Below are 19,621 nucleotides of genomic sequence, written 5' to 3'. Positions count from 1 at the left end.
GCCAATCCTCTAGTCGAACTGTTCGGCGATGCTCTGCGGCACCGGGATCTGGATTTCCAGTAGTTGTTGGGCGAAGGCCTTGCCTTGCGGGTCGATGCGCAGGCTCGCCACGCCACCACCACCGAGGGCGTTTTCCAGCAGAAAGTTGAGGCTGTGGGTGCCCGGCAGATACCAGCGTTCGACCCGGCCGTGAATCGGGTCGAGGACATGGCTCATCCAGTCCACGACCACCGCCGGGGTCAGCGCTTCGGCGATCCACGGAAGGTATTCGGGACGGCGCGGCATGACGCCAATATTGCTGTGATTGCCCTTGTCGCCGGAGCGCGCCACCGCCAGCTTCACCAGTGGCACACTCGCGTCGGCGCGGCCCTGGGGTTTGGGCGTTTCGTGGGGCAGGGGCAGATCCTGACTGTCGAGGGCGGCGGGGACGGGCAGGGCGAGCGGGTGAGATTCGCCGGCGATGTCGATCTGCAAGGTGCAGGCGCTTTTGTCGATCAGGAACGAGAACAGCCGGATCAGCGGATACACCGTCGGCCGCCCGCCGACGATACCGGTGAGGCCCGGCGCCATGCCGGTGGCGGCCTGGGCGATCTCCCGGGAGAACAGGATCAAGGCTTGTTTGTTCGGGTGGCGCACGGCGAGTTTGATCACCACTTCGCGGCTGTCCCGACGCTGGCCGTGAGGACCGTAGGTGGCTTCGCTGCCGAGCAGTTCGACATCGGTTTCGGTGTAGGGACCGAGGCCTTTCTGTTCGAGCATTTCCGAGGTCTTGTCGAGGATCGCCTGGCTGACGCGCCGGGCTTTCTCCACGGCATCGATGCCGGCGATCAGGCAACTGGCGGTGCAACGGAATCCGTCCGGGTACGTTGCGCTGACCTTGTATTGGTCGCTGGGCGGCAAGCCTTTGGCACCGTGGACCCGGACGGCGTTCTTGCCTTGTTGCTGGAGTTTGACCTGGCTGAAATCGCAGACCACATCGGGCAACAGATAGGCCTGCGGATCGCCGATTTCGTAGAGCATCTGCTCGCCGACAGTCAGCGGCGTGACCAGCCCGCCGGAGCCTTCGGGTTTGCTGACGATGAACTGACCGTCGGCGCTGACCTCGACGATCGGGAAACCGATGTGTTCGTAATCCGGGACGTCGCGCCAGTCGGTGAAATTACCGCCGGTGCACTGCGCGCCACATTCGATGATGTGCCCGGCCAGGGCGGCTTGCGCGAGTTTGTCGTAGTCGTGCCACGACCAGTCGAATTCATGCACCAGCGCGGCGCTGACCACTGCGCTGTCGACCACCCGGCCGGTGATGACGATGTCGGCGCCCAGGCGCAGTGCTTCGACAATGCCCGGCGCGCCGAGGTAAGCGTTGGTCGACACGCACATCGGCGGCAGCGGGGCGCCGCTGAACATTTCAGTAATGCCTTGGGAGGCGAGGTGTTTGAAGTGGGGTTGCAGGTCATCGCCCGACAGCACGGCGATTTTCAACGATACGCCGGCCTTGTTGCAGGCCGCTTGCAGCGCGGCGGCACAGGCCTTTGGATTGACCCCGCCGGCATTGCTGATAACGCGAATGTTCTGTTCGGCCAGTTGCGGCAGCAGGGGCGCGAGGACTTCGATGAAATCGCCGGCGAACCCGGCCTGCGGATCCTTCATGCGGGCGCCGGCCATGATCGACATGGTGATTTCGGCGAGGTAGTCGAAGACCAGATAATCCAGCTGTCCTGCGGCCACAAGCTGCGCGGCGGCGGTCGAGGTGTCTCCCCAGAATGCGCTGGCGCATCCGATGCGAACCGTGGTGGGCATTTTGATCTCCGACTCAGCAACCTGTGACAGAAGTGCATCGAGGCTACCAAGCAAGCGCTTGGTTTGTAAACAGCTGAAATTATCTTCTGCCCAAGCGCTTGCTTGGTCACCGCCGGCGGCTTAAATTGCCCGCGCAACCCCGCCGTTTCTGCGGCGTGCGGCGCATTTGACTGATCGACTGTAGGAGAGAACGGGTGGACGAGCAAAAAGCCCTGAGGGTCATGCGTGAACTGGTCGATGCCGGGCAGCTGACCGATCCGGACAGCGCTCGCGGCAAATTGCTGCAAGTGGCGGCCCACCTGTTCCGCAACAAAGGCTACGAGCGCACCACCGTGCGCGATCTGGCCGGTGCCGTGGGGATCCAGTCCGGCAGCATCTTTCATCACTTCAAGAGCAAGGATGAAATCCTGCGGGCGGTGATGGAGGAAACCATCCGCTACAACACGGCGCTGATGCGCGCAGCCCTTGCCGATGCCGCCGATGTGCGCGAGCGGGTGCTGGCGCTGATCCGCTGCGAATTGCAGTCGATCATGGGCGGCAGCGGCGAGGCGATGGCGGTGCTGGTGTATGAGTGGCGCTCGCTGTCCGAAGACGGTCAGGCCAAAGTGCTGGCGCTGCGCGACATCTACGAAGACCTCTGGCTGCAAGTGCTGGGCGAAGCCAAAGAGGCGGGGTTCATCCGTGGCGACGTATTCATTACCCGGCGTTTTCTCACGGGCGCATTGTCCTGGACCACCACCTGGTTCCGTGCCGGCGGCAGCCTGAGCCTCGATCAACTGGCCGAAGAAGCGCTGATTCTGGTGCTCGAAGAGCGCTAGGCGCTTTCTATCGGGTCGGGAAACTGGCTAACTTGGCGAAACCGCCTAGCTTGAATGCAATGATCGGTACTTTTTCGGGGAGTGGGGTGTTTTGAAGTCTTCGCCAATTCGGACGGCCGCCGGGCTGATGCTCGCAGCGCTGGCTGCATTATGGGTATTGCCTGCTCCGGCGGCGCAAGTGGTTCGGGTGGGCGCGGCGCATTTTCCGCCCTACACCATTCGCCCGGAAAACGGCGCCGACACCGGCCTGCTGCCGGAACTGGTCGCGGCTTTGAACAGCGCCCAGAGCGACTATCGTTTCGAACTGGTGCCCACCTCGATTCCTCGCCGGTTCGGCGATTTCAAGGATGGCCGCACCGACATGGCGATCTTCGAGAACCCGGAGTGGGGCTGGAAAGACATTCCCCACATCACCGTCGACATGGGGCTTGAGGACGCAGAGATTTTCGTCGCCCAGAACAAGCCCGGACGCCAGCAGAATTACTTCGCTGATCTCAAGGGCAAACGGCTGGCGCTGTACAGCGGCTATCACTACGAATTCGCCAACTTCAACGCCGATCCCAAGTACCTCGCCGAAACCTACAGCGCCACGCTGACCTATTCCCATGACAGCAACCTGTTGATGGTGCTGCGCGGTCGGGCGGACATTGCGCTGGTCACTCGCTCGTATCTGTTCGATTACCTGCTGCGCAACGAAAAAGTGCGCGATGAATTGCTGGTGTCGCAGCGCATCGACCAGATCTACCATCATTACGCGATTCTCAGTCCGAAAGCGCCAATCACCGGTGAGGCGTTCGGCAAGTTGCTGCAAGGGCTGCGCGACAGTGGGCAGATGCTGAAGATCTTCGATCCGTACAAGATTGCGGTGGTGCCGGTCCCTAAATAGCCAGTGCACTGCGATCGCAGGGACTGCCGTTTATCGGTTTTGCGTTGTCACCTGTCAGATCTGACAGTAGACGGCCCGTGTCTGCCGGGGGTTTGATTCCTGTCAGGTTCTACTCGTTGTGAGGAGGACCCCACACAGAGGAATACCTCATGCCGGCCCCATATCCTATTTCCCTGCATTGCGTGCCCACGCCCGTAGCCGAACAAGCTGTCGGCGATGTCCTGACTCTGAACAGGCCTGAGGAATCGACCGGTGTGAAGGTTGAAGTCTCGCGATGGCCGTTCATGACCGAGAACCAATTGGCGACATTGCATGCCTGTGGGCAGAACACGGATGGCACTGCGCTGATGTTGTGCGTCGCTGATGCCGAGCCAGTTACTCGGAAAGAGTATGAAGAGGGCTGGCATAGAACGATTGAGTGGAGTTATCTGCAGGATCTGAAACACAACAGCCATCTGGTGTTTGTTTTTCAGGTCGCATTGAATAGTGTTGGCTGTGATTGCCCACTGTTGTTTCCGCCACTGAGTCTTCAGATACGGGAGCCCATCGATGATATGACTACATTCGAAAATGGTGACTGGAACAATTGGGAGGTTGGTTCGGACATGCGTCTGGGAGATGTGATTCTGAGGAATGGAATTCTGATTTCGGATACCGCGTCTAAGCCCGCTGGCGAGCTCCTTGTTAAGAAGTTAACCGGTCTCGCAGTAGGTCACAGGTATGATTTCAGCTTGTCGGTAAGACGTAGAAATAGCATCGCACCTGTCCCTATCCTGTCACTTGAAGCCGGTTCTAATTCGGTGACAGAACAGACTCCCTTCGCTCTGACAAGTTGGCAAATTCTTTCCGGTACTTTTGTCGCGACAGAGCAAGATACGACGCTTCGGGTAAAAAGTTATGCATCCGGCAATGATGGAAACGATTTCGAAATCGACAACATTCGCGTCAGAGAGCTGTGAGTCGTCTGATTTCAATCGCAAAGACTAAATTTTCATAAACGGCTCACGTCCCATCGTTGAACTGTCGACGATTATCGTGAGCCCGACCCATGTCCAATCTGAATGACCTGACTGCCCTGGCCTTGCCTTCGGGCAGTCAACTGATAGCCGATGCCACTGAAAGCCGTCTGAGCCTGAGCCTGGACGGGCAACCGCTGATTCGCCTGCGCCTCGATCGTGAAGGCCGGGGGCCGATCCAGATCGATGAACGCTTTGCATTGCCACCAGGCCAGGCGCTGTGGGCCGCCTGCTATTGGCTGTTTGCCCGGGATCCGGCGCGCCAGCAATTGATCTGGCAACTGGATCAGCCGCCGACCGAAGCCTTGCTCAGCGGTTTGCTGGTGAGTACTGAAGTGGCGGGTGAATATCGCTGCGAGCGCACGCTGTTCTGGCAACTGCCGCAACCCTGGCTTGGGGCTTCGCTGACTGGCAGCTACCCGCAGCAGATGGTCATCAGCAACGGCAAACGCCATCCGCTGCGACCGGTGAAACCGAGGGGTGAGGTTTATCGGCGTTTCGATGCGCGTCTCGGTGCGTGGATTTTCCTGCGTACGGTTGAGATCGAGCAGGATCTTGCGCGTTTCAATCGCTGGCAGAACAGTCCGCGAGTCGCCAGTTTCTGGCAGGAGGAGGGCAGCCTCGAGCAGCATCGCGAGTACCTGAGCAAGCTCGAGGCCGATCCGCACACGCTGACGTTGATTGGCTGTTTCGACGACCAGCCGTTCGCTTATTTCGAAGCCTACTGGGCCAAGGAAGATCGCATCGCGCCGTTCTACGATGCTGACAATTACGACCGCGGCATCCACATGCTGGTCGGGGAAGAAAACCATCGCGGGCCGCACAAAGTGGCGAGTTGGCTGTCGGCGCTGGTGCACTACCTGTTTCTGGATGATCCGCGCACTCAGCGGGTGGTCGCCGAACCCCGTGCCGACAACGCGAAGATGATCGGCCACATGCACAACCAGTGCTTCCACTGCGAGAAGGAATTCGACTTTCCGCACAAGCGCGCGGCGCTGATGATCCTCGGGCGCGAACGGTTCTTCGACCGGTGCACGCTGGCGTGACATTTCCCTGAAAACAAAAAAGATCGCAGCCCTTCAACGAAGGCTGCGATCTTTTTTTGCGGCCGATTTTTATCAGCGACGGTTTGCGGTCACTGCATCAGCGCGACTGCTCGACACCTTGCGGCAATGCACCAGCGCGTCGCGAATCATGAAGTTGACCAGGGTCGGCGAAACGCCGAGTTCCTTGGCGATGTCCTTCTGCGGCACGCCGTGCAGGCGGTACATCTCGAACGCATAGCGAGTGCGGACCGGCAGCTCGGTCAGCGCATCGGCGATGTGTTCCAGGGTCGAGAAGTTGATGTGTGAGGTTTCCGGCGAGGCGCCCTGAATGACCACGTTCAACCCTTCCTCCTCGGGGCCGGCGTACTTCTGCTCCAGCGCCTGCTTGCGGTAGTGATCGATGGCCAGATTGCGCACGATCTGGAACAGATAACTCAGCTGGGCCTTGATCGACGACGTGATCGGCGGCGCCGATTGCAGTCGGAAGAACGCATCCTGCACCACATCTTCGGCGCGTGACCGGCAGCCGGTAATGCGGGCTGCAATCTTGACCAGAATCAGTCGATTGTCGACGAATGCCTGAAGTAGCGGTGAATCGCACCTGCTTGTGGATACTTGTTCCGTCATGGAAATCACCTTGCTGCCAATAGGTTAGTGGGACGCCTGGGGGACGGGGCCGTCCTACACATCGAGCGACAAATTATGTTGAATGATAATGATTGTCAATTGAGAAAGAGAACTAATGATCCATAACAGTGCTATCTGAGAACTGCGACACGCCGCCGCACTCGCCCAAGCGCCCAGCCCCATTGGCGATCCAGCCTGCCGACTAATTATTTCAAGACGTCATCCGTTCTCATTGGTGAATGGATCCGGGTACGCAGCCCCGGACCTACCGCATTCCAATGCCGTGCACGGTCGGCGAAGACCGTGTCCCGCATGCCTTGCACGGGCATGCCGCAGCCAACCCGATTCCACCAGCAAGCCGAATTCAGGCAGGAAACCTCATGACCGACGCGTTCGAACTCCCCAGCACCCTGGTCCAAGCCCTTCAGCGCCGTGCGGCCCTGACGCCGGATCGGCTGGCCCTGCGCTTTCTCGCTGAAACCGAGGAGCAGGCTGTGGTGCTCAGTTATCGCGAACTCGATCAACGCGCACGCGCCATCGCCGCCGCGTTGCAGACCGAGGCCGGATTCGGTGATCGCGCGGTATTGCTGTTCCCGAGCGGTCCGGATTACGTCGCGGCGTTCTTCGGTTGCCTGTACGCGGGTGTGATCGCGGTGCCGGCCTATCCGCCGGAATCGGCCAAGCGTCACCATCAGGAACGCCTGCTGTCGATCATCGCCGACGCCGAACCGCGTCTGCTGCTGACCAGCGCCGACCTGCGCGACGCCCTGCAGCAAATCGAAGGCGCGCCGCCGCTGTTGTGCGTCGATACCCTCGACGCTTCGCTGGCCGAGCGTTGGGTCGAGCCGGCCCTGCCGACAGACCATATTGCTTTCCTGCAATACACCTCCGGCTCCACCGCGCTGCCCAAAGGCGTGCAGGTCAGCCACGGCAATCTGGTGGCCAACGAACTGCTGATCCGCCACGGTTTCGGTATCGACGTAAACCCCGACGACGTGATCGTCAGCTGGCTGCCGCTGTACCACGACATGGGCCTGATCGGCGGTCTGCTGCAACCGATCTTCAGTGGCGTGCCGTGCATCCTGATGTCGCCGGCGTACTTTCTCGGCCGGCCGTTGCGCTGGCTTGAAGCGATCAGCCAATACGGCGGCACCATCAGCGGCGGCCCGGACTTCGCTTACCGTCTGTGCAGCGAGCGGGTCAGCGAATCGGCGCTGGAACGCCTCGACCTGAGCCGCTGGCGCGTGGCCTATTCCGGCTCCGAGCCGATCCGGCTCGACACCCTCGAACGCTTCGCCGAGAAATTCACCGCGTGCGGTTTCAGCGAAAGCAGTTTCATGGCGTCCTACGGTCTGGCGGAAGCGACCCTGTTCGTCGCCGGCACACCGCGCGGCACAGGGATTCCGGCGTTGCGCGTCGACGATCAAGCCCTGGCGCAGAACCGTGCCGAGCCGGGCGAGGGCAGCCCGATAATGAGCTGCGGCATCAGCCAGCCGGAACATGCGGTGCTGATTGTCGAGCCGAACACCCTTGAAGAACTGGCCGACAACGCCGTGGGTGAAGTCTGGGCTGCCGGCCCGAGCATCGCCCTCGGCTACTGGCGCAACCCCGAGGCGACGGCCAAGACCTTCGTCCAGCACGCGGGCCAGACCTGGCTGCGCACCGGTGACCTGGGCTTCATTCGCGACGGTGAACTGTTCATCACCGGTCGCCTGAAAGACATGCTGATCGTGCGCGGCCACAATCTCTATCCGCAGGACCTCGAAAAGACGGTCGAGAACGAAGTGGAGGTGGTGCGCAAGGGCCGTGTCGCGGCGTTCGCGGTCAATCAGAATGGCGAGGAGGGCATCGGCATCGCGGCGGAAATCAGCCGCAGCGTGCAGAAAATCCTCCCGCCTGAAGCGCTGATCAAAGCCATTCGCCAGGCCGTGGCCGAGGCGTATCAGGAAGCACCGAGCGTGGTTGTGCTGCTCAATCCGGGCGCGTTGCCGAAAACTTCCAGCGGCAAGCTGCAACGTTCGGCCTGCCGCAATCGTCTGGCTGATGGCAGCCTCGACAGCTACGCCGTATTCCCCTCAGCCACTGCTGAAACCGCTCAGGACTCGACCGCGTCCGCCTCCGAACTGGAAGCGTTGATCGGCAAAGTCTGGGCCGAGCAACTCAACGTCAAACAGGTCAACGCCGACGATCATTTCTTCCTGCTCGGCGGCAACTCGATCGCCGCCGCTCAGGTGATCGCCAAGGTCCGCGAAGAGCTGAGCCTGGAGCTCAATCTGCGTCTGCTGTTCGAAGCCCCGACCCTGTCTTCGTTCGCCGCCGCCGTGGCGCAACAGCAACAGGACGGCGGCAGCGCCCAAGGCGAAATCACCGCGTTGTCGCGCAACGAAGCCTTGCCGCAATCCCTGGCACAAAACCGTCTGTGGATCACTTGGCAGCTCGACCCGCACAGCAGCGCCTACAACATTCCCGGCGCCTTGCGTCTGCGTGGTGAACTGGACGAAGACGCATTGCGCGCCAGTTTCCAGCAACTGATCGAACGCCACGAATCCCTGCGCACGCGCTTCTTCGAACGCGACGGCGTGGCCCTGCAACAGGTTGAAGCAGCGGGCGAATTCAACCTGCAACTGATCGACATCAGCGACCTGCCCGTCGCCGAACGTGAAGCCCGCGCACTACAGATCCGCGAGGACGAAGCCCGCACCCAATTCGACCTGGAGAAGGGCCCGCTGCTGTGGGTGACGCTGGTGCGCCTCGAAGACGAAGATCACCAGTTGCTGGTGACCCTGCACCACATCATCGCCGACGGCTGGTCGCTGAACGTGCTGATCGACGAGTTCTCGCGTCTGTACGCCGCCGCGTCCCAAGGCCAGCGCGCGGAACTGGCGCCGCTGCCAACCCAATACGCCGACTACGGTAGCTGGCAGCGCCAATGGCTGGCGCAAGGCGAGGGCGAGCGGCAACTGGCGTACTGGAAAGCGCAGTTGGGCGATGAGCATCCGACTCTGGAACTGGCGACCGACCTTCCGCGTTCTGCCAAACAAATTCACAGCGCCGCACGCCACAGCGTTCGTCTGGAGATCAGCCTCAGCGACGCCATTCGCCAGACGGCCCAGGCCTATCAATCCACACCGTTCATGCTGCTGCTCTCGGCTTTCCAAAGCCTGTTGCATCGCTACAGCGGCCAGCGCGACATCCGCATCGGTGTGCCCAACGCCAACCGTCCGCGTCTGGAAACCCAGGGCCTGATCGGCTTCTTCATCAACACTCAGGTGCTGCGTGCCGACGTCGATTCACGACTGCCGTTCACCGAACTGCTGGCGCAAACCCGTCAGGCGGTACTCGGCGCTCAGGCGAATCAGGACCTGCCGTTCGAACAACTGCTCGAAGCCTTCCCGCAGGCCCGCGAACAAGGCCTGTTCCAGGTCATGTTCAACCACCAGCAACGCGACCTGAGTGCGCTCAAACGTCTACCGGGCCTGCTCGCCGAAGAACTGTCGTGGCACAGCCGCGAGGCCAAGTTCGATCTGCAACTGCACAGTGAAGAAGACCGTAACGGTCGGCTGACGCTGTCCTTCGACTATGCCGATGAGCTGTTCGACGCCGCAACCATCGAGCGCCTCGCCGAGCATTTCAGCAACCTGCTGCGTGCTGTCTGCGAACGTCCGCAACAATCCATCGGCGATCTGCAACTGCTGACCGCCGCCGAAAATACTCAGCAAAGCGAATGGAGCATCGCTCCGTGCACCCCGGCGCAACAATGGCTGCCGGAGCTACTGAATGAACAGGCCCGTCAGACCCCGGAACGCACGGCATTGGTGTGGGACGGCGGCAGCCTGGACTTCGCCGAACTGCAAGCCCAGGCCAACCGTCTCGCCCATTACCTGCGCGACAAGGGCGTCGGCCCGGACGTGTGCGTGGCCATCGCCGCCGAGCGTTCGCCGCAACTGCTGATCGGCCTGCTGGCGATCATCAAGGCTGGTGGCGCCTACGTGCCGCTGGACCCGGATTACCCGGCCGAGCGTCTGGCCTACATGCTCAGCGACAGCGGCGTCGAACTGCTGCTGACCCAGACGGCATTGCTCGACCGCTTGCCGGCCAGCGAAGGCGTCAGCGTGATCGCCATGGACACCCTGCACCTGGAGAACTGGCCGAGCCAGGCACCGGGCCTGCACCTGCACGGCGACAATCTCGCCTACGTGATTTACACATCCGGCTCCACCGGCCAGCCAAAAGGTGTGGGCAACACGCATGCGGCGTTGGCCGAGCGTCTGCAATGGATGCAGAACACTTATCGCCTGAATGAAACCGATGTGCTGATGCAAAAGGCGCCGATCAGTTTCGACGTGTCGGTGTGGGAATGCTTCTGGCCGCTGATCACCGGTGCGCGCCTGCTGATCGCCGGCCCCGGCGAACACCGCGATCCGCATCGCATTGCGCAATTGGTTCAGCAGTACGGCGTGACCACGCTGCACTTCGTGCCGCCGCTGCTTTCGCTGTTCATCGACGAACCGTTGAGTGCCGAATGCACCAGCCTGCGCCGCGTGTTCTCCGGCGGTGAAGCGCTGCCGGCGGAACTGCGCAACCGCGTGTTGGCGCAACTGCCGGCGGTGCAGCTGCACAATCGTTACGGCCCGACCGAAACCGCGATCAACGTCACCCACTGGCATTGCAGCGTGGCGGATGGCGAGCGTTCGCCGATTGGCCGTCCGCTGGGCAACGTCGTTTGCCGGGTGCTCGACAGCGATCTCAATCCAGTGCCGGCCGGTGTGCCGGGTGAACTGTGCATCAGCGGCATCGGTCTGGCTCGTGGTTACCTCGGCCGTCCGGCGCTGACGGCCGAGCGTTTCGTGGTCGATCCGCTGGGCGAGCAGGGCGCGCGTCTGTACCGCACCGGTGACCGCGCACGCTGGACGAATGATGGTGTGATCGAATACCTCGGCCGTCTCGATCAGCAGGTCAAACTGCGTGGTTTCCGCGTCGAGCCGGAAGAAATCGAAGCCCGTCTGCTGGCTAAGGACGGCGTGGCGCAGGTCGCCGTGCTGGTGCGCGAAACCGTCGCTGGCCCGCAACTGATCGGTTACTTCACCGCCACCGACGCCAGTGAAGATCAGGACGGGCAAATCGCTCGCCTGAAAACCGCACTGGCCGCCGAGCTGCCGGAATACATGGTCCCGGCGCAACTGATGCGTCTCGACGCAATGCCCCTGAGCCCGAGCGGCAAACTCGACCGCCGCGCCTTGCCCGAGCCGCAATGGCAGGTGCGCGAACACGTCGAGCCGGTCTCCGAGTTGGAGCAACAGATCGCCGCGATCTGGCGCGAAGTGCTCGGCCTGAAGCAGGTCGGCCTGCGCGACGACTTCTTCGCCCTCGGCGGTCACTCGCTGCTGGCCACGCAAATCATCTCCCGCACCCGTCAGGCCTGTGACGTCGAGCTGCCGTTGCGTGCCTTGTTCGAACACAGCGAGCTCGGTGATTTTGCCGAGCAGATCCGCCAGATCCAGGCCAGCGGTCGCACCAACAAACAGCCGCCGATCAACAAGGTTGATCGCAGCCAACCGGTGCCGCTGTCCTACTCGCAGCAGCGCATGTGGTTCCTCTGGCAGATGGAACCGGACAGCCCGGCGTACAACGTCGGCGGCATGGCGCGCCTGCGTGGCGTGCTGGATGTCGGGCGTTTCGAGGCAGCATTGCAAGCGTTGATCCTGCGTCACGAAACCCTGCGTACCACGTTCCCGAGCGTCGATGGCGTGGCCCGTCAGCAAGTGCATGCCGAGACCGGCGTGCGCATGGGCTGGAAGGATTTCTCGAAACTCGCCGCCGATGTGCGCGAGCAGAAAGTCCAGCAACTGGCCGACGACGAAGCGCACCTGCCGTTCGATCTGGAAACCGGTCCGCTGCTGCGCGCCTGCCTGGTCAAGACCGCCGAGCAGGAGCATTACTTCGTCCTGACCCTGCACCACATCGTCACCGAAGGCTGGGCGATGGACATCTTCGCCCGTGAACTCAGCGCACTGTACGAAGCGTTCGTCGACGACCGCGAATCGCCGCTGGAACCGTTGCCGGTGCAGTACCTCGACTACAGCGTGTGGCAGCGCCACTGGCTGGAATCCGGTGAGCGTCAGCGTCAGCTCGACTACTGGACCGCACAACTGGGCCGCGAACATCCGCTGCTGGAACTGCCGGGCGACCGTCCGCGTCCGCCAGTGCAAAGTCACCAGGGCGAGTTGTTCCGTTTCGACCTTAGCGACGATCTTGCCGCGCGGGTTCGCGCGTTCAACGCGCAGAACGGTCTGACCCTGTTCATGACCATGACCGCCGCCCTCGCCACACTGCTTTACCGCTACAGCGGCCAGACCGATCTGCGCATCGGCGCGCCGGTGGCCAACCGTATCCGCCCGGAAAGCGAAGGCTTGATCGGTGCGTTCCTCAACACGCAGGTGCTGCGTTGCCAGCTCGACGGCCAGATGTCGGTCGGCGAATTGTTCGAGCAGGTGCGCCACACCGTGATCGAAGGTCAGTCCCATCAGGACCTGCCGTTCGACCATCTGGTTGAAGCGTTGCAGCCACCGCGCAGTGCCGCGTACAACCCGTTGTTCCAGGTGATGTGCAACGTGCAGCGCTGGGAGTTCCAGCAGAGCCGCATGCTCGCCGGCATGACCGTCGAGTACCTTGCCAACGATGCGCGGGCGACCAAGTTTGACCTCAACCTGGAAGTCACCGACCTCGACCATCGCCTTGGTTGCTGCCTGACCTACAGCACTGACTTGTTCGACGAGCCGACGATTGCGCGCATGGCCAAGCACTGGCGCAACCTGCTGGAAGCGCTGATCGCTGACCCGCAGCAGCGTCTCAGCGAACTGCCGTTGCTTGATGCGCCTGAGCAACAGCAATTGCTCGACAGCCTTGGTGTCGAGCCGGGCGAGCGTCGTCTCGACCAGTGCATTCATCATCTGTTCGCCGAGCAGGCGCTGGCGCGCAAAGATGCGCCGGCCCTGACTTTCGCCGGGCAGACCCTCAGCTACGCCGAACTCGACGCTCGCGCCAATCGCCTGGCCTGGGCCCTGCGTGAGCGCGGTGTCGGCCCGCAAGTGCGGGTCGGTCTGGCGCTGGAGCGTTCGCTGGAAATGGTCGTCGGCCTGCTGGCGATCCTCAAGGCCGGCGGCGCCTACGTGCCGCTGGACCCGGAGTACCCGCTCGACCGTTTGCATTACATGATCGAAGACAGCGGCGTCGGCCTGCTGCTCAGCGACCGGGCGATGTTCAAAGCCCTCGGCAAACTGCCGGCGAACGTGGCGCGCTGGTGCCTGGAGGATGACAGCGCCGCGCTGGCCGATTACCCGGCCACCGAACTTCCGTTCATGAGCTTGCCGCAGCATCAGGCGTACCTGATCTACACCTCGGGTTCCACTGGCAAGCCGAAAGGCGTGGTGGTGTCCCACGGTGAAATCGCCATGCATTGCCAGGCGGTGATCGAACGCTTCGGCATGCGTCCGGACGACTGCGAACTGCACTTCTATTCGATCAACTTCGACGCCGCTACCGAGCGTCTGCTGGTGCCACTGCTCAGCGGTGCGCAGGTGGTGCTGCGTGCGCAAGGCCAGTGGGACGCGGAAGAAATCTGCGGCCTGATCCGTGAACACCGGATCAATATTCTCGGTTTCACCCCGAGCTACGGCAGCCAGTTGGCGCAGTTCCTCGCGACGCAAAACGAGGTTTTGCCGGTGCGGATGATCATCACCGGCGGCGAAGCACTGACTGGCGAACACCTGCAACGGATTCGCGCAGCGTTCAAGCCGAGTCTGTTCTTCAACGCTTACGGCCCGACCGAAACCGTGGTCATGCCGCTGGCCAGCCTTGCGCCGGAAGTGCTGGAAGAGGGCGCCGGCAGTGTGCCGATCGGCAGCGTGATCGGTGATCGCGTGGCCTACATTCTCGACGCCGATCTGGCGCTGGTGCCGCAAGGTGCGACCGGTGAATTGTTCGTCGGCGGCGCCGGTCTGGCGGTGGGGTATCACGAGCGTGCGGGCATCACTGCCGAACGTTTCGTCGCTGACCCGTTTGCCGTCGATGGCGGGCGCATGTACCGCACCGGCGACCTGGTGCGCCAGCGCGCCGATGGTCTGGTGGAATACCTCGGGCGGATCGACCATCAGGTGAAGATCCGTGGTTTCCGCATCGAGCTGGGCGAGATCGAAACCCGCCTGCTCGATCACGATTCGATCCGCGAAGCGGTGGTGCTGGCGCTGGATGCGCCGAGCGGCAAGCAACTGGTCGGCTATCTCGTGACCGAGGTCGCTTCGCGAAGCGAAGCCGAGCAAGCCGAACTGCGCGATGCGCTGAAGGCGCACCTGAAGACTCAACTGCCGGACTACATGGTGCCGACCCATCTGATTCTGCTGGCGAGCATGCCGCTGACCGCCAACGGCAAGCTCGACCGCCGCGCCTTGCCGGCGCCGGACCCGGAGCTCAATCGTCAGGATTACGTGGCGCCGAGCAACGAGCTGGAGCAGACCCTGGCGCAGATCTGGTGCGAGGTGCTCAACGTCGAGCAGGTCGGTCTCAACGACAATTTCTTCGAGCTGGGCGGCGACTCGATCCTGTCGATTCAAGTGGTCAGCCGCGCGCGCCAGCAGGGCATTCACTTCAGCCCGCGCGACTTGTTCCAGCACCAGACCGTGCAGACCCTGGCCGCTGTTGCCAGCCGCAGTGAAGCCGTGACCGCCGAGCAAGGTCTGGTGACGGGCGAATCGCGTCTGACCCCGATCCAGCACTGGTTCTTCGACACCGAGATTCCCGAGCGTCAGCACTGGAACCAGGCGTTGCTGCTGGAGCCGACGGTGGCGCTGGAACCTCATCGTCTGGAGCAAGCGTTGCTGGCGGTGATCGAGCAGCATGACGCCCTGCGTCTGCGCTTCAGCGAGGTCAACGGCGCATGGCAAGCGACCCATCAACCGGTGACCGATGCTGCCGTGCTGTGGCAGGTTCGCGTGCCGTCGATGGACAAGTGCGCCGCGCTGTTCGCCGATGCCCAGCGCAGCCTCGACCTTGCCCAGGGCCCGCTGCTGCGTGCCGTGCTGGTCGATGGGCCGGACGCTCAGCAACGACTGTTCATCGCGATCCATCACCTGGTCGTCGACGGTGTGTCGTGGCGGGTGCTGCTCGACGATCTGCAAACCGTGTATCGCCAGCTCGACGCCGATCAGTCGGTGAAACTGCCGGCCAAAACCAGCGCCTTCAAGGACTGGGCGGCGCGCTTGCAGGCTTACGCCGGCAGCGAATCCCTGCGTGAAGAACTGAGCTGGTGGCAAGCGCAACTGGCCGGCCCGAGCGCCGATTTGCCGTGCGAACGTCCTGAGGGCGGTCGCGAGAATCGGCATGCGCAAACCGTCAGCGTGCGTCTGGATGCCGAGCGCACTAAGCAACTGCTGCAACAGGCACCGAGCGCCTATCGCACGCAGGTCAACGACCTGTTGCTGACCGCGCTGGCCCGCGTGCTGTGCCGCTGGAGCGGGCAGCCGTCGGCGCTGATTCAACTGGAAGGCCACGGCCGCGAAGCCCTGTTCGACGAGATCGACCTGACCCGCACCGTCGGCTGGTTCACCAGCGCCTATCCGCTGCGCCTGACCCCGCACAATATCGAAGAGGCTGCGGGGCAGGGCGCTTCGATCAAGGCGATCAAGGAGCAACTGCGCGCCGTTCCGCACAAAGGCCTCGGTTATGGCGTACTGAGTTATCTCGCCGATGACGCCAGCCGTCAAAGCATGGCGGCGTTGCCGAACGCACCGATTACCTTCAACTACCTCGGCCAGTTCGACCAGAGTTTCGGCAGCGACGCGCTGTTCCGGCCACTGGATGAGTCGGTCGGCGCCGCCCACGATCCGCACGCACCGTTGCCGAACGAGTTGAGTGTCGACAGTCAGGTGTATGGCGGGGAACTGCTGCTGCGCTGGACCTTCAGCGCCGAACGCTACGACGCGCAGACCATCAACGAGCTGGCCGATGCCTACGTCGGCGAGTTGCAGAGCCTGATCGAACATTGCCTGCAGGACGAGGCCGGTGGCCTGACGCCGTCGGACTTCCCGCTGGCGAAACTGACCCAGGCGCAACTTGACGCACTGCCGGTGCCGGCGGCGCACATTGAAGACGTGTACCCGCTGACGCCGATGCAAGAAGGCATGCTGTTGCACACCTTGCTCGAGCCGGGCACCGGTCTGTACTACATGCAGGATCGCTACCGGATCAACAGCGAACTCGATCCCGAGCGTTTCGCCCAGGCGTGGCAAGCGGTGGTCGCCCGTCACGAAGCGCTCCGTGCCTCGTTCTGCTGGAACGTCGGCGAAGACATGCTGCAAGTGATTCATACGCCGGGGCGCACGCCGATCGAGTACCTGGACTGGAGCGCCATCGCTGACGCCGAGCAAGAGCCGAAACTGCAAGCGCTGCTCAAGGCCGAGCGCGAGGCCGGGTTCGATCTGCTCAATCAGGCACCGTTCCACCTGCGTCTGATCAAGGTCGGCGCGGCGCGTTACTGGTTCATGATGAGCAACCACCACATCCTCATCGATGCCTGGTGCCGCTCGCTGCTGATGAACGATTTCTTCGAGATCTACACGGCCCTCGGCGAAGGTCGCGAAGCACAATTGGCGGTGCCGCCGCGTTATCGCGATTACATCGGCTGGCTGCAACGCCAGAGCCTGGCCGAAGCGCGTCAGTGGTGGCAGCAGAACCTGCAAGGGTTCGAGCGCACCACGCCGATCCCGAGCGACCGTCCGTTCCTGCGTGAACACGCCGGCGAAAGCGGCGGCATGATCGTCGGTGACCGCTACACCCGACTGAATGTCGAGGACGGCGCCCGTCTGCGTGAGCTGGCCCAGGCCCATCAACTGACCATCAACACCTTCGCCCAGGCGGCGTGGGCACTGGTGCTGCGCCGCATGAGCGGTGATCGCGACGTGCTGTTCGGCGTGACCGTGGCCGGACGCCCGGTGGAGATGCCGGAGATGCAACGCACCGTCGGCCTGTTCATCAACAGCATCGCGCTGCGGGTGCAGATCCCGGCGGACGATCAGCGTGTCAGCGTGCGCCAGTGGTTGAGCGGTCTGCTCGACAGCAACATGCAACTGCGCGAGTACGAATACCTGCCGCTGGTGAACATTCAGGAGCAGAGCGAACTGCCGAAAGGCCAGCCGCTGTTCGACAGCCTGTTCGTGTTCGAAAACGCCCCGGTGGAAGTCTCGGTGCTGGACCGTGCGCAGAGCCTCAACGCGACCTCGGACTCGGGCCGTACCCACACCAACTTCCCGCTGACCGCCGTTTGCTATCCGGGTGATGACCTCGGTCTGCATCTGTCCTACGACCAGCGTTACTTCGACGAGTCGACCATCGAGCGCATGCTCGCTGAGTTCAAGCGTCTGTTGCTGGCGCTGGTCGATGGCTTCCATGGCGACATGGCCGACCTGCCGCTGCTGGGCCATGAGGAACAGGACTTCCTGCTCCACGGCTGCAACCAGAGTGAGCACGACTATCCGCTGGAGCAGAGCTACGTCGAGCTGTTCGAAGCCCAGGTCGCCGCGCATCCGCAACGCATCGCCGCCAGTTGCCTCGATCAGCAACTGAGCTATGCCGAGCTGAACCGGAACGCCAACCGTCTCGGTCATGCACTGGTCGCGGCCGGGGTGCAGATGGATCAACCGGTGGCGCTGCTGGGCGAACGTAATCTCGATCTGCTGGGCATGATCATCGGCAGCTTCAAGGCCGGTGCCGGTTACCTGCCGCTGGATCCGGGCCTGCCGAGCCAGCGTCTGCAACGCATTATCGAGCTCAGTCGCACTCCTGTTTTGGTGTGCACCGAGGCTTGCCGTGAACAGGCGACGACCTTGCTGGATGAGTTCAGCTGCGCCAACCGCCCACGCTTGCTGGTGTGGGAAGAGGTTCAGGCCGGTGCGGTATCGTCGGCGAATCCGGGCCTCTTCAGCGGCCCGGACAATCTGGCCTACGTGATCTACACCTCGGGCTCCACCGGGTTGCCGAAAGGCGTGATGGTCGAACAGCGCGGCATGCTCAACAACCAGTTGAGCAAGGTGCCGTACCTGAACCTGAGTGACGCCGATGTGATCGCCCAGACCGCTTCGCAAAGCTTCGACATTTCGGTCTGGCAATTCCTCGCCGCGCCGCTGTTCGGGGCGCGGGTGGACATCGTGCCGAACACCATCGCCCACGATCCGCAAGGCTTGCTGGTGCATGTGCAACAGCAGGGCATCACCGTGCTGGAAAGCGTACCGTCGCTGATCCAGGGCATGCTCGCTTCGGATCGTCTGAGCCTCGACGGGCTGCGCTGGATGTTGCCGACCGGTGAAGCAATGCCGCCGGAACTGGCGCACCAATGGCTGCTGCGTTATCCGGAGATAGGTCTGGTCAACGCCTATGGCCCGGCGGAGTGCTCGGACGACGTGGCGTTCTTCCGTGTCGACCTGGCCTCGACTCGCGGCAGTTACCTGCCGATCGGTACGCCGACCGACAACAATTTGCTGTACCTGCTCGATGGCGCGCTGGAGCTGGTGCCGCTGGGTGCGGTGGGTGAGTTGTGCGTGGCGGGCACCGGGGTCGGTCGTGGTTATGTCAGCGATCCGCTGCGCACCGCGCCGGTGTTTGTGCCGAATCCGTTCGGTGCGCCGGGCGAGCGTCTGTACCGCACCGGCGACCTGGCGCGTCGTCGCAGTGACGGGGTGCTGGAGTACGTCGGTCGGGTCGACCATCAAGTGAAGATCCGCGGTTACCGGATCGAACTGGGTGAAATCGAGGCGCGTCTGCACGAGCAACCGGAAGTCCGTGACGGCGCGGTTGGCGTGCAGGAAGGCGTCAATGGTAAGCATCTGGTCGGCTACCTGGTGGCCGCGGATTCCGCACTGAATCAGAGCGAACGCCTGGAGCGGATCAAGCAGCGCCTGCGCGCCGAACTGCCGGAATACATGGTGCCGCTGCACTGGTTGTGGCTCGACCGGTTGCCGCTCAACGCCAACGGCAAACTCGATCGCAAGGCCCTGCCGGCGCTGGAGATCGGCCAGTTGCAGAGCCAGGATTACCTGGCGCCGCGCAGCGAACTGGAACACACCCTGGCCGATATCTGGGCCGAGGTGCTGAAGGTCGAGAAGGTCGGGGTACGCGACAACTTCTTCGAACTCGGTGGCCACTCGTTGCTGGCCACGCAGATTGCCTCGCGGGTGCAGAAAGCCTTGCAGCGGGATGTGCCGCTGCGAGCGATGTTCGAGTGCAGCACCGTGGAGGAACTGGCCGGGTACATCGAAGGACTGGCGGCCAGCGACATTACCGAGGAGAAGGTTGATCGTCTCAATGACCTGATGGCAGAGCTGGAAGGCTTGTAGTTTTCAGCGTCTGTACCGGCCTCATCGCTGGCTTGCCAGCGATGGC

General features: G+C 62.6%; 7 protein-coding genes. 5 read left to right on the top strand and 2 right to left on the bottom strand.

The genetic code is table 11. The features are described from left to right. Positions 1-9: 9 nt before the first annotated feature. Positions 10-1,800, bottom strand: coding sequence for an acyclic terpene utilization AtuA family protein (locus CAF80_RS25890; RefSeq protein WP_085668143.1), 1,791 nt, complete (start codon positions 1,798-1,800; stop codon positions 10-12). Positions 1,801-1,994: 194 nt separating this feature from the next. On the opposite strand from CAF80_RS25890, the gene CAF80_RS25885 reads away from it, so the two are divergent. From CAF80_RS25885 to CAF80_RS25870, 4 genes are all read left to right on the top strand, one after another. Further along, complete coding sequence (locus CAF80_RS25885; protein WP_007955773.1) at positions 1,995-2,618, top strand: TetR/AcrR family transcriptional regulator; 624 nt, start codon at positions 1,995-1,997, stop codon at positions 2,616-2,618. 91 nt (positions 2,619-2,709) lie between these two features. Then, positions 2,710-3,504 (top strand): ABC transporter substrate-binding protein, encoded by a 795-nt coding sequence (locus tag CAF80_RS25880; protein WP_074687944.1) that lies wholly within the window; start codon positions 2,710-2,712, stop codon positions 3,502-3,504. 149 nt (positions 3,505-3,653) lie between these two features. Beyond that, positions 3,654-4,463: a hypothetical protein gene (locus tag CAF80_RS25875; RefSeq protein WP_074687942.1), complete on the top strand. Its 810-nt coding sequence runs from the start codon at positions 3,654-3,656 to the stop codon at positions 4,461-4,463. A gap of 89 nt (positions 4,464-4,552) precedes the next feature. Then, positions 4,553-5,566: a GNAT family N-acetyltransferase gene (locus CAF80_RS25870; RefSeq protein ID WP_085668144.1), complete on the top strand. Its 1,014-nt coding sequence runs from the start codon at positions 4,553-4,555 to the stop codon at positions 5,564-5,566. A 72-nt stretch (positions 5,567-5,638) separates the two neighbouring features. Here the strand turns inward: CAF80_RS25870 and CAF80_RS25865 are convergent, their stop codons facing one another. Next, on the bottom strand, positions 5,639-6,193 hold the full coding sequence (locus CAF80_RS25865; RefSeq protein ID WP_011335256.1) for an RNA polymerase factor sigma-70: 555 nt from the start codon (positions 6,191-6,193) through the stop codon (positions 5,639-5,641). Positions 6,194-6,573: 380 nt separating this feature from the next. Between CAF80_RS25865 and CAF80_RS25860 the strand changes: the two genes are divergently transcribed. Continuing rightward, a complete protein-coding gene (locus CAF80_RS25860) occupies positions 6,574-19,575 on the top strand; it encodes a non-ribosomal peptide synthetase (protein ID WP_085668145.1) in 13,002 nt (4,333 codons plus the stop codon). The last annotated feature ends 46 nt before the right edge of the window (positions 19,576-19,621 follow it).

The organism is Pseudomonas sp. B34(2017), from assembly GCF_002112915.1.
In the GTDB taxonomy this organism is placed as follows: domain Bacteria; phylum Pseudomonadota; class Gammaproteobacteria; order Pseudomonadales; family Pseudomonadaceae; genus Aquipseudomonas; species Aquipseudomonas pharyngis.
The sequence above is the reverse complement of the archived record's forward strand: the minus strand, read 5'-3'. Positions and strand labels throughout refer to the sequence as shown.

Excerpts from the sequence above, each read along its gene's own strand:
- CAF80_RS25860 (WP_085668145.1), top strand. The coding sequence starts at position 6,574 with ATGACCGACGCGTTCGAACTCCCCAGCACCCTGGTCCAAGCCCTTCAG.
- CAF80_RS25870 (WP_085668144.1), top strand. The coding sequence starts at position 4,553 with ATGTCCAATCTGAATGACCTGACTGCCCTGGCCTTGCCTTCGGGCAGT.
- CAF80_RS25875 (WP_074687942.1), top strand. The coding sequence starts at position 3,654 with ATGCCGGCCCCATATCCTATTTCCCTGCATTGCGTGCCCACGCCCGTA.
- CAF80_RS25890 (WP_085668143.1), bottom strand. The coding sequence starts at position 1,800 with ATGCCCACCACGGTTCGCATCGGATGCGCCAGCGCATTCTGGGGAGAC.
- CAF80_RS25865 (WP_011335256.1), bottom strand. The coding sequence starts at position 6,193 with ATGACGGAACAAGTATCCACAAGCAGGTGCGATTCACCGCTACTTCAG.